Genomic DNA, 12,013 nt, shown 5'->3' with positions numbered 1-12,013 from the left:
CCGAAACGAAAAGGGCGCCACCATGCCGGCGACGCCCTCCCCCTCCCCCTGCGGTCCGGATCAGTATTTGAACCGTATGCCCGCAACGAAACGTCGATCGTTCTGGAACCAGGCGTTGGGCGTCTTGACCGCGCCGTCTTCCACGCCGCTCACCTGCTGCTCGAGCACCGTCTTGGTATTGAGCAGATTGGTGCCCTGCACGCTCAGTTCGAAATTCTTGGTGATCCCGTAGCGGATCGAAGCGTCGAGGAAGCCCTGGCTCTTCGACCAGACCGGCAGGTAGACGCAGCAATCGACTGCGGTCACCAGATAGCTCGAACGCCAGTTGTACGCGGCGCGGAGCGACAGCCTCTTCCATTCGTACATACCGACCAGGTTGAACGAGTGCTTGGAAAGGCCCTCGAGCGAGTCGACGGTCAGCACGGTACCGCCCGAGCCAGGCTGCGCCGTGCCTGAGCCGGCACCGCCGCTCACCGGCTTCACGTTGCTGTTCGTGATCCCGTGATTCTCGACATAGGTGTAGTTGGCCTGGATACCGAGGCCCTTCAGCGCACCCGGCAGGAAGTCGAAGTAGCGCGTATAGGCCACTTCGCCGCCATAGACCTCGGCGCCGTCCCCGTTCAGCGGCAGGCGTATCTGCACGGTGCGGGTAACGCCGTTGTTGGTCAGCTGCTGGTTGATCGAGCCGTACTGAATATAATTGTCGAAATTCTTGTAGAAGGCGGTGACCGTGAACGATCCGACGCTAGCGAAGTAGTTTTCGATTGCAAAATCGAACTGGGTCGCAGTGGTCGGCTTGAGATAGGGATTATAAGCGTCGCCCTGATAGGTCGGGTTGACGCCGGTCACCTGCCCGTTGGTGATGACGAAGCGCGGATCGGACGTATCGCCATTCGCCGGGAAGCTCGGCGCGCTCACTGACACATAATTCTTGAGCAGGCCGATATCCGGCCGCGACATTGCCTTGGACGCCGCGAAGCGAACCAGCCATTTGTCGTTGATGTCGAAGCGGATGTTGAAGCTCGGCAGCCAATTGGTGTGCTTGGCGCGCGATGCGGTGACATAGCCCGATCCGGAATTGAACGAACGGTCCGCCGCCGACGCGTAGCAATTGGCGGGTGTGGGCGGCGTCGGCTGCGATGGATCCGCGGGTGGGACCGGATGGCACGCGATATAGTCCGGCGATCCGACGGGCGCGTTGATGTTCGGCCAGGTCTGCGACGGGAAGTTCACGCCGCCCTGGGTGCGGTCGAGCGTCTCGACATAGCGCACGCCGATATTGCCGCGGAAGCGCTTGCCGTTGCCACCGAAGCGCAGCATCGCATAGGCCGCCTTGGTCGTTTCCGAGATCTGGTTGAGCTCGGCGGGGCGGAAGCAGCTGCCCGGCAACTCACCGGTGCGCTCGCAGGTCGGACGCCACTGGTCCTGCCCGACCTTGAGTCTGTCATAGCTCAGCAGGTCGGCGGCATGATCCTCCAGCTTGTCCATGTTGAAGAAGGCGAACGACCCCAGATTGCCGCCGAAGAAGTCGCTTCCGAACGAGCGGACGTCGGTGAGTCCCGCCGGATAGCCGGTGAAGCCGGTGACCGCCGAGGGCTGGGTCCGATCGATGTTCCAGAAGGTGTATTGATGGGCGCCAATGTTCCAATTGTTGGCGATGTTGCCCCAATTGTAGTTGCCCCAGCGTACATCCTGGTCGCGATCGGCATAGCGCGCGCCGACCTTGATCGAATCCAGCCAGTCGCTGCCAATGTCATATTCCGCGTCGAAGCGGCCGGTCCATTGCTCGCCATGCGAGTCCTCGAGATGGTCCATCGCATGGTTGTAGCGGTAGTTGTTGGGGTTCGAGAGCCCGCCCGCCGACTGGTTGATACTGTACGGCGCGCTGAACGTCGCCCGCGGCAGCCCGCTCGACTGGTCCAGCGTCAGGTTGGCGAAACTATATTGCCCGATCTCGACGTCATAATTGTCGACGTCCGACGAGACATATTGTGCGTCGAAGTTGAACCGCAGCCGGTCGGTCGGCTCCCATTTGAGGTTGAATGATGCGTCCTGGGTGAACTGGCGGTTCTTGTTGAGGCGCGTGACCGCGTTGAGATCGGGGCCGCGCGCATCGAGGCCGCAGCCACCCGGCGTCGGCGTCGAGCCGTTGCCCCAGCTATAGCAGGGATGCAGCATGTTCTGACCGGTGCTGTTGACGGCAATATCGGCGGCCGTCGCATCAGTATCCCCCCACCACGAGAAGTCGGTTTGCTGGTTCAGGATCGAGCCAGAGACGAAATTGCCGTCATCGTCGAACTTGAACGTCGTTCCCGGCGCCATCAGCGGGATGCGCGTCTGGTTCGCGCTAGTCGGCGAGAACTGGAAATCGACCGGGAAGGCGTAGAGATCGGTGATGTAGCTGATCACCGCGCGCTCGCGCCACGTGTTCTTGTAAAGCGAGCGCTGATACTGGCCGGTGACCGCCAGCGAGCCGTCGTTGCTCTTCCACTGCACCGCCGCCGACAGGCCGTTGCGGGTGCGATCGTAGAGATTGTCGCGGAAGCCGACGCTCGACGGGATATATTTCAGCCCCGCCGGCCCGGCGCGACTGGCGTTGGTGCCGTTCGGCCCAGAAGGATCGAGGAACTGGATCCCGTTGAATACGGCGGTGCGGCCATATTGGATGCCTTGCGACGCCGTCTCGACATGCGAATAGGCATAGTTGAGCAGCACGCCGAACTCGCCGGCGCCGGTCTCCCAGCGATTGCTGTAGATGCCCGAGACGTCCGGTGTGAACTTCTTCGAGATGTCGCCGTAATTGGCGTTGGCCGAAATCTGGATCGTCTGGCCCGCGCTGTCGAACGGCAGGCGGGTGCGCAGATTGACCGTGCCGGCGATGCCGCCTTCGATCATCTCGGCGGTCTGGTTCTTGTAGGTGTCGACGCCGCCCAGCAGCTCGGGCGAGATATCGCCCCAGCCCAGCCCGCGCGAGGAATTGGCGCTGAACACGTCGCGGCCGTTGAACTCGTTGCGGACCTGGTTGAGGCCGCGCACGATCACGCCCGACGGTTCGGCTGAGAAATGGGCAGTATCGTCCGACGCCGCGAAGCGGTTGACGGTGATACCGGCGACGCGCTGCAATGCTTCGGCCACCGATTTGTCGGGGAAGGCGCCGATATCGGTCGCGGTGATCGAATCCACCACGGTATCGGCATCGCGTTTGATCTGTTGCGAGGTCTGGAGGGCCCGGCGCTGGCCGGTGACGATGATCGTATCGTCATCCGATTGGGCGGCGGGATCGGTGTCGGCGCTCTGGGCACTTTGGGCAGCGTCCTGCGCGAGCGCCGCCGATGGCGCGACTGCCGCGAGCATCGCGCTGACGACCAGCATCGACGCGCCCGACCGAAGCAGGCGGGCCTTCGGATTCATCTGGTTCGGTATGTTCATCCACCCCTCCCGCGAAACCCGGATCCGCATCCAGGCGAGCACCCTGTTTTTTGCCCCGGCTCTGCACGCCGGGGTCGTTTTTGCGTCCGTGGGTCGGTCGAGCGACAAAACGTCGCGCGCGTAAACACCTAGCAACAGGGGATTTCTCGGAAGTTGGCAGCGCTGTCACAATCCTGTGGCATTTCACTGTCTAAGGAGCCTGTCCGCGGCTTTTGCCGTCGGACCTGCCGCCGTTCACACCCTCCTCGAACCCGCCCGCATACTCGGACTTGAGCTTTGGGTATGACAGCGCTGGCCGAGGGTCAATCCGCTTTGGACCTAACTGCCGTCATAACATGCAAAATACTGCAATCTTGTGACGAGAAAGGCACAGTTTGCCGCAGAATCAATGCTGGAATCGGTTACAAACGTGCAAATTCGAATGTCGAGTATGTTACTTCGGCGCGGGCCCGGTCGTCGAACGCACCATCAGCTTGTGCTCCAGCGTGATCCTCTGCTCGGGCGCGTTCCCCGAAAGCATGAGCTCGGCAGCCGCATAGGCCAGTTCGCGCACCGGCTGACGGATCGTCGTCAGCGGCGGCCAGACTGCCTTGGCCAGGTCCGAGTCGTCGAAACCGGCGATCGATAGCGCCTCGGGTACCGCGATATCGCTTTCGTGCGCGGTGGCGAGCGCGCCAGCCGCCATATCGTCGTTACCGGCGAAGATCGCAGTCGGCCGTGGGCTGCGCGCCAGCAGCGCGCGGGCCGCATCGCAGCCCGACTGGAAGCTATAGTCCCCCGCCACGACAAGATCGGGATCGAACGCGATGCCATGCGCCTCCAACTCGCTGCGATAGCCCTTGAGGCGATCGCCGGAGGAGACGTGGCTCTCGGGGCCACTGATGAACGCGATCGAACGGTGGCCCAGGTCGATCAGGTGCCGGGTCAGCTCACTCGCGGCGGCGACGTCGTCCATCGTCGCCGACATGCCGTCTTCCTTCCGCACGCCCGGCGCGATCCGCACATAGGGTAGCCCGCGCCGGTCGAGCGCCTCCAACAAAGCCGCAGCCTCGGTCACCGGAGGCGAGAGGATCAGCCCGTCGAGATGCGCCTCGTCGATCAGCGCCATCACATTGGTGATCAGATCGGGCGACTGGCTGTCGATCGGCTGGAGCAGCAGGCGATAGCCCAGCTCGGTGCAGCGCTGCTGCGCCCCGGACTGGACATGGTAGACATAATAGGGGCTGGGATTGTCGTAGAGCAAAGCGACCTGGAACGATCGCCGGCCCGCCAGCGTGCGCGCCGCGTGGCTCGGCCGGAAGTTGAGCCGGGCGACGACTTCCTCGACTCGCCGGCGCGTCTCTTCGCTCACATGCTTTTCGTTGTTGAGCACGCGCGAGACGGTCTTGAACGAGACTCCCGCGATCTTCGAGACTTCCTTGATCGTCGGACGGCTTGACATTGCTTCCCCCGGAGGCGCTTCGTAAGGCGTCTCTAGCACGGTCTCGCGCTACTTTAAGCGTGCAGTTTCAAGCCCCCTCCCGCGAGTGACCGATGAACGAAGCGCTGAAAGCCCCCGCTGCGCTCCCCGAGATGCGCGATGTGACCGCCGAACGGTTCTGGACCGAGATACTTCCCGCGGGCCGGCCGATGGTCTTGCGCGGTGCCGTAAGTGACTGGCCGGTGGTCGCGGCGGGGCGCGAATCTCCCGCCGCGCTCGCGGCCTATCTGCGCCGCTTCGATCGCGGCCTGCCCGTCCGCGCAATGCTCGGCCCGCCCAGCATCGAAGGGCGCTTCTTCTACAATGCCGATCTCAGCGACTTCAATTTCCGCTCGGATCACGTGAAGCTTGCTGCCGCGCTGGACCTGCTGCTCCATTCGATCGGCGACACGCGCCCGACTGCGCTTGCCGTCCAGTCGGTCCCCACTCGCAGCAACCTCCCCGGCTTCGACACCGACAACCGCATGGCGTTGCTACCCGAGGAGCTCGAGCCGCGCATCTGGATCGGCAACCGCGTGACCGTAGCCGCGCATCACGATCCCTCGGAGAACATCGCCTGCGTCGTCGCCGGTCGTCGCCGCTTCACCCTCTTTCCGCCCGATCAGGTCGCCAACCTCTACACCGGCCCATTCGAGCTGACTCCGGCCGGGCCGGTGGTCAGCATGGTCGATTTCCGCGAGCCCGATCTGGAACGCTATCCCCGCTTCGCCGACGCGATTGCGGTTGCGCAAACCGCCGAGCTGGAGCCGGGCGACGCGATCTACATCCCCTATCTCTGGTGGCACCATGTCGAATCGCTCGATGCGATGAACATGCTCGTCAATTACTGGTGGACCCCGCCCGGCGAGCATGAAGGCCACCCGGTCCAGGCGCTGCTCCACGCGATGATCGCGATTAAGAATCTGCCCGAGGCGCATCGCCAGGGCTGGCGCGCGCTGTTCGATCACTATGTCTTCCAAGACCATGGCCCGCCCGCCGCGCACCTGCCGGTCGACCGCCAAGGCATCCAGGGGCCGCTGGATGCCGAGCTGATGCGGCGCGTGCGCAGCGCTATCGCCAGCACGCTGAAGGGCTGAGCCGCGCCGGCGCCACCCTATTGCACCGCCGCGACGTGAATCGGATTGCCGATCAGCAACAGGCGCCCCTGGCCGTCGCGGACGTCAGCGCGGATCCAATGCGCGCGCCCGTCGCTTCGCCATGGCGCGACCGCAACCGGATGGCTCTCGTCGAACGCCGCGCGAAAGCCCGTCTCGGCCTGGCCATCGATCACCAGTTGCACCGCGCCGCTCGGCACGCCCTTGAGCTCGAGGGCGAAGCGAACCTCCTCGCCGGCGTGTGGGCGCAGCGTCTGGCCCATGTCCGCATGCTGCTCTCCGGCGGATGCCGAGAGGTCGAGGAGCCGGTCGCGCGTGCCCTCGACATCGATGAACACGCGACCGGAGCGGATGCCGGCCAGGAAGCCGTGCACCGACAGTTCCTGCATATAGACGACGGTGGTCGGGCTGCCGACGGCGCCGGCCTCGCTCGCCGCCCGGTCGGCGTCATGGCTGTCGCTCCCGCCGATTCCGGTTACGTGTCGGCCCGCATTCAGCAGCTTTGTCCAATAGCCGAACCCCTGGAGCACGCTGTCGGCCGACCGCGTCTCGCGCATCGTGCCGCCGTTCACGACCTCGACCGAATCCACCGCGCCGTTCGGCAGATCGTTGACCCGCCAGCCGCAGCCCATGCAGAGCTCACCCGAGGGCGCGCCGGCATGATTGATCGAAACGACGCCGCCTTCGCGGTGGACAGCGTCCATCCATTTGCGGGCCTGGCTCCAATTGGGGCCGGTCATGCGGAAATCGAGAAAATCGGTGGGGCCGAAGACGTTGCTGTGGCCCCAGAAGGTGGTCACCTCGCGCCCCGGCACCAGCAGCATCCGGTCGAACGCGCCCTGCAACTCGCGCAGTGCGTTGTAATGGGCGGTGGTGTTGTGGTCGCTCAGCGCGATGAAATCGAGACCGCGCGCAGCCGCCGTCTCGACGGTGCGGTAGACGGGACAGGGTATGCTCTTGCCCGACTGGGCCTTGCACTTCCCGTCACTATTGCCGCTGTGCATGTGCAGGTCGCCACGGTACCAGCCGGGCTTGGCCGAGATCGGCGCGTCGGCGAACTCGGTGACGGTCGGCTGGCGCTCGATGAAGATCTGCGCCTCGTAAGGAGCATGCGCGCCTTCGCGGATATTGGGCGCGCCGAGGATCAGGTTCCAGCGTCCCGCGGGCAGCGGCCCCGGCAAATAGCCCGGCGTCGCATCCTCGGTGCTGAGCGTCATATGGTCGCGCGTGCCGCCGCTCCAGCCGCGGAAGCGCTGCGGATCGCGCAGCCCCAGGTCGATGACCGAACGCTGCTCCTTGCCGGCATAGCTGAAGCGGATGGTCACCCGTGTCACCCCCGCCGGCAGGTCGAAGGGGACTTCGGTATAATGTTCGTAGCTGGCGCGGGTCAGCTCGCCCTTGAGCACGCGCCAGGGCGTGCCCGCGCCCTCCCCTTTCGGTGGCGGCCCCGCCGGCCGGTCCTGCGCGAACGCAGGTACGGTCAGGGCGAGGAGCGCGGCGAAAAGGGTGGACGCGGGACGCTTGGTCATGATCAGAACCGATACATCAGGGCTGCGCGGAAATTCCGCCCGATCAGCGGACGCGCGATGAAGGTGTTGGCACCGGCATCGCCGTTCTGCAGCTCGCCGGCGCGGGGGTTGCCCTCGGTCAAGCCCAGCGAGTTGTTGACGTTGTCGACATAGCCATAGAGCGACAGCTTCTGCGAAACATCGAAGCGAGCGCTCAGATTGACCGTGGCATAGGCCGGCAGCCGCACCGAGTTGGCGGTGTCGACATAGCGCTTGCCTTCATATTCCCACGATCCCTGCAGTCGGATGCGGCCGTCGAGCAGGTTGAAGCCCGGTACGAAGCGCAGGCTGACCGTGGGCACGCGGATCAATTGGTTGCCGTCGAAGTCGAAGGTCTTGCCCGCGGCGTCGACATAGGTGAGGCCCTTGTACTTCGGATCCTCAAGCGTCGCCGTGGCCGACACGTCGAACCAGCGGACCGGGTGCAACGTGCCTTCCAGCTCGACGCCGAAGGTCTGGGTATCGGCATAGCGCGTCTCACTGACCGCCGGGCCGTTCAGATCGAAGCGATAGTTGGTGAAGGAGACGTTGTTGTACTTGGTCCAGAAGCCGGTCGCGTAGAGATCGATCAGCGGGCTGGCATATTTCAGGCCGACTTCGCCCAGGTCCATCGTCTGGATGATCGGCTTCGCTGTCGGGCTGGTGATGTAGTTGCCCAGGCTCGGCAGGCGGTTGGCCGAGGTGTAGCGCGCGAACAGGCCGGCATGCTTGCTGAACTGATAGTCGACGCCGGCCGTCCAGGTCGTGTGGCTGAAATTCTGGTCGTAATTGGCATAGACGCCGCTGCCGGTGCTGATCGACGACGTCGCCGGGTTGTTCGGGTTGAGGTTGACCGTCTTCTTGAGAGCCACCGTGCCGCGCGCGCGCATCGTCTCCCAGCGCACGCCGCCATCGATGCGCAGGTTCGGGGTGATTTGCCATTCGTCGGCCAGATAGAGCGCGTTGGTCGTCTGCTCGCCATGCGCATCCTCCCACTCATAGCCGTACTTGTAGATGCCGTGATCGGTGAAGGTCTTGACGACATTGCCCGCGCCATCGACCGCGACCAGGTCGAGCAGCCGGGCATTGTCGCGCACGTCGAGCAGCGCGGTCGAGGAATAGCGGCTGAAGTCCTCGTTGATGTTCGCGAAGTAGTAGCCGAACGTTATGTCGTGCGTGGTCGAGCCCATGTCGAAGCGATGCGAGATGCGCGTGTCGCTCATGAACTCCTTCACCGGCATCGTCACGCCACGCAGGCCGCCGACGATCACCAGGCCGTTGCCGTTCTGGTTGGCATTGTCGAACACTTGGCTGGGCGCCGTCGCATAGCGGAACTGGAGCGCGGCCGCGCCCGGCGCCTGGCCGAGCAGCGCCGCCGACTGGGTCAGTAGGCTGGTCGCGCTCTGCAGCGTGTTGGGGAACACGCCGTTACGCTGCGTAGTCGTGTCATTGTAGCGGGTGGTGTTGGTGATCTTCCAATTGTCCCAGGGCTCGAACTCGAACTTGCCGGTGACCTGGGTGCGCTTCACCTGCGTGCCGACGCTGTTGTCGAAATCATAGAGGCTGCCATCGCCCATGATCATCTTGACGCGCTCGGTCTCGGGACCCGCGACCGTGCCGTAATGGCCGTCGAAGCCGGGCACCGCGCGGATCTTGCCGTCCGAATAGGTGCGCATCGGGATGCCGGTGTAGAAGCCGACGATATCGTCCATTCGCTTCACATCCAGGCTGAACTTGGCACGCTCCCAGTCGCGCGACACGGTGGCGCGGATCTGGCCGCCGTGGTTGGCGGTGAAGCCGGGATCGCGCACGCCGCCTTCCGAACGATAGAAGCCGCCCACCGCGAACTTCCACTCGCCGATCGGCGCGCCGACCCAGAAGTCGGTGCGATACATGCTGTCGGCGCCCAGCGTCGCCTTGACGATGCCTTCGGCATGATCCCCCACTTGGCGCGGGATGAAATTGACCGCACCCGCCGGCGCGTTCGAGTAGAAGAGCGAGGCCGGGCCGCCGCGGACCACTTCGATCCGCTCGATCGTCTCGTCCAGGCGGAAGACTTGGTCGCCGTTCAGATAGCCGAGCGCCGGATCGTGCTGGACGGGGATGCCGTCCTCGAGCAGCTGGATCGAGCCGAAGCCGTCGACCGGCACGCCGCGCGCGCGGACGTTGCCGCTGGCCTCGCCGCCCGATGCCTCGACCCAGAAGCCGGGAACGGATTTCAGCGCTTCGGTGACGCTGGTCGGCGCCTGCAGGCGCAGCGCTTCCTCGTCGATGCGTGTGACCGAATAGCTCATCTCGGCCTTGGTGCGCTGGGCAGTACCGGCGCGGCCGGTGACGATGATGTCGTCGCCCTGGGCGTCCGCCCCAGCAGTGACCGGCTCCTCGTTAGCTTGGGCGAGCGCACTGGTGCTGCAGCCCATGAGCAGCGTGAACAGTGCGATGCGAACCGGATATGCGACCTTCATTTTTAAATTCCCGTCCCTGGATCCGCCGACTGCGGACCGGCCGGGGGCCTAGAGGCCTGTCGTGACGGTTGGATGGCGTTGTTGCTGCAGTGCAATGACGGACGTATGTCTTTGATTGTCATGCATTCTGTCAGGGCAATGACCCATTCATTTGATGCAAGGGTTCGCCCGTCCCGATCTGCGCATCGCGGCCAAAATGCCGATGGCTGCCGCTCACAAACAGGTCGCATGCGCGGCAAAGGTCCTGGATCCGGTCATGGGGCACATGACCGAGCAGATGCGTGCGCGCCGCAAGGGAGGGAAACGCAGCCAGCAGTGTCTCGACCTCGCGTAGCAGCTCGGTGCCGATGAACACGACCCACAGCTCGAGGTTCGGCATGCTTTCGAGAGCCTGCGCCACCGCGCGAACGATAGTGAGGGGATCCTTGTTCGCATTGAGATGCCCGATCCAGAGCAGCGCCGGATCGCCATGGACGCCGATGCGATACCGAGCTTCCTCCCGCTGTCCGGGCACGAAGTCGCTCGAGCACTCGGGGATCGCGAAGACCGGCAGGTCACGGGGCAATTGTCCGGTTTGCAGGAACGGATCGGCCTGGGCCGGCGCGGTGGGGGACGCGGCGGCGATGCGGTCATAACCCCAGCGGCGCAACCGACCCAATCCCCGCCGCCAGGTGTGACTGGCATGGTCCTGCACGAGCACCGGTGCCGAGTGGGCAGAGAGAGCGCGCGCGTGGAGCGGGAATTCGAGACCGTTCAGGTGCACGACATCGGGATTTTCGGCACGAACCGCGCGGGCAAGGTGCCACGGCGCCAGCGCCGCGACCGGCACGAAGTGATAGTGCACGCCCCGACGCGAGAAGCGGACAGGGCATGGCTCGCTTGCACCACCACAACGTCGGCGCCTGCTCTGGCGGTTGCCTCGGCCACTGCGGGAAGCGTCCATCAAGCCTTAAGTAAGGTCTCGGGCTCGCGGCGCTGGGGATCGAGGACGCAATTCACCTGCACTACGCGGGGTTTCACGACACGGCTCTCGACGCCAACATCGGAAGATTCGCGGTCAGGAAGCGGATCGCCTCGGCGGGGTCCAATCCGAGGTTCAGGCGCCACGCTCCATGTCGTGTGAGTCTGTGCAGGGCCAGCATGACATCTTCTGCGAGCAGGTCGAAGCCCGGTTCGAGGGGCCCGAGCGCCACAGCCGCTTCCGACGGTTCGAGTGCGTCGAGGGAAAGGTGGTCGCCGCGCTGGAGCATGAGCAATATCGCGGCGTCAGCCGTTACCGGCTTTGGAGGAGCGGTCAGCGCGATGGCGCGCTTGCGCTTGCCGTTGCGGAGGCGGATCGGCCCGGCCGCATGTTCGGATGCGTCTTCGGGGAAGACATGCACCGGGCGCGGAATGCCCCAGACGCGGAACCTGCGCTGCATCTCGATATAGACGGTATCGTCGGAGAGCAGAGGATAGCCCGCCGAGTACGCCGCGAGCGCAAGGCAGCTCTTGCCCGAGCCGCTACGTCCCGCCAGCAGCATCGCCGTGGAGCCCACGACAAAAGCCGAGGCGTGGAGCGGCGTGCGCCCGCTTCGGGTGACGAGCCACAAGATCAGGCCGTCCAGCACTTGTTCGCGAAAATCCGGATCACGAAACGCGTCGGCGTTGGCTACTCGACACCAGGCGTAGCCATGCTCGGCATCGGCGCCCGCATCTACGTCCGCGTCGCCCTGGATCAAGAGACGAGGCCCATCCGTACGGACGACAGGACCGGTGCCGCTGACCGAAACCGGACCGACCTTCAGCGACAGGCGTAACATCGGCCCGCCAGGATCGGTCGGCGCTTCCCAGCCAAGGCACGCATCGGCGACGGCATGGATCAACTGCGCGTTGCTTGCCGTCACTTGGAGCGTGACGCCAAGCGGCGAAAAATGCGCCGAGACGTAACCTTCGCGCGACGCCATTTCGCGAGCTGGGTCGTTCTCAACGATCGCTGTGTCCATTGCCTGCGCCCTG

Annotated in this window: 7 protein-coding genes; 1 reads left to right on the top strand and 6 read right to left on the bottom strand. The window is 64.6% G+C overall.

Annotated features, from left to right (window positions below):
* Nucleotides 1-60: 60 nt before the first annotated feature.
* Together IAG41_RS00535 and IAG41_RS00530 are read right to left on the bottom strand one after the other, a co-directional pair.
* Nucleotides 61-3,429, bottom strand: coding sequence for a TonB-dependent receptor (locus IAG41_RS00535; protein ID WP_187726648.1), 3,369 nt, complete (start codon nt 3,427-3,429; stop codon nt 61-63).
* Between the two features lie 433 nt (nt 3,430-3,862).
* Nucleotides 3,863-4,870 carry a LacI family DNA-binding transcriptional regulator gene (locus tag IAG41_RS00530; protein WP_187726647.1) on the bottom strand — a complete coding sequence of 336 codons (1,008 nt, stop codon included), beginning with the start codon at nt 4,868-4,870 and terminating at the stop codon, nt 3,863-3,865.
* Nucleotides 4,871-4,962: 92 nt separating this feature from the next.
* On the opposite strand from IAG41_RS00530, the gene IAG41_RS00525 reads away from it, so the two are divergent.
* A complete protein-coding gene (locus tag IAG41_RS00525; protein ID WP_262408407.1) occupies nt 4,963-5,985 on the top strand; it encodes a cupin-like domain-containing protein in 1,023 nt (340 codons plus the stop codon).
* Nucleotides 5,986-6,002: 17 nt separating this feature from the next.
* Here IAG41_RS00525 and IAG41_RS00520 read toward each other — a convergent pair whose 3' ends face one another.
* The 4 genes from IAG41_RS00520 to IAG41_RS00505 form a co-directional block, all read right to left on the bottom strand.
* The gene (locus IAG41_RS00520; RefSeq protein WP_187726646.1) at nt 6,003-7,532 is read right to left on the bottom strand and encodes a CehA/McbA family metallohydrolase; all 1,530 of its coding nucleotides are present in this window, start codon (nt 7,530-7,532) and stop codon (nt 6,003-6,005) included.
* 2 nt (nt 7,533-7,534) lie between these two features.
* On the bottom strand, nt 7,535-10,015 hold the full coding sequence (locus tag IAG41_RS00515; RefSeq protein WP_187726645.1) for a TonB-dependent receptor: 2,481 nt from the start codon (nt 10,013-10,015) through the stop codon (nt 7,535-7,537).
* Between the two features lie 130 nt (nt 10,016-10,145).
* Nucleotides 10,146-10,844: a glycosyltransferase gene (locus IAG41_RS00510; protein ID WP_187726644.1), complete on the bottom strand. Its 699-nt coding sequence runs from the start codon at nt 10,842-10,844 to the stop codon at nt 10,146-10,148.
* Nucleotides 10,845-11,031: 187 nt separating this feature from the next.
* A complete protein-coding gene (locus tag IAG41_RS00505) occupies nt 11,032-12,000 on the bottom strand; it encodes a hypothetical protein (RefSeq protein WP_187726643.1) in 969 nt (322 codons plus the stop codon).
* Nucleotides 12,001-12,013: the final 13 nt, after the last annotated feature.

This window comes from Sphingomonas sp. JC676 (assembly GCF_014489075.1).
In the GTDB taxonomy this organism is placed as follows: domain Bacteria; phylum Pseudomonadota; class Alphaproteobacteria; order Sphingomonadales; family Sphingomonadaceae; genus Sphingomonas.
The sequence above is the reverse complement of the archived record's forward strand: the minus strand, read 5'-3'. Positions and strand labels throughout refer to the sequence as shown.